1 pseudogene is annotated in these 254 nt (G+C 38.2%); it reads left to right on the top strand.

Features of this window, described 5'->3' with window-relative positions:
• Positions 1-254 (top strand): annotated as a pseudogene (locus IQR33_RS19995) (GGDEF domain-containing protein); the annotation flags it as partial.

Here is a 254-nt window from a genome sequence, read left to right as displayed (position 1 = left end):
CAATACGAGTTAGCGTGGAGTCGCTTTGACTTATTGACCAGTAGCACGAAAGCCAATAAGTTCTTTTCTCGGAACAACATGCACCTTTACTTCATTAATCTTTTTGAAGAGTTCAAAGAGCTAGAAAAACAACTAGTAGAAGCTAGAACAGGTGACAGCCAAGCTGCTGCTGCATTTTATCGTTCAACTCAAACACTATATTTAGGCTTAATAGACTTCGTTAATCAAAACTTCCGTCTAAGCAGTAAAGCTTA

The organism is Vibrio sp. OPT46 (assembly GCF_015163535.1).
Taxonomy (GTDB): Bacteria; Pseudomonadota; Gammaproteobacteria; order Enterobacterales; family Vibrionaceae; genus Vibrio; species Vibrio alginolyticus.
This window is presented reverse-complemented; position numbering and strand designations above follow the sequence as displayed.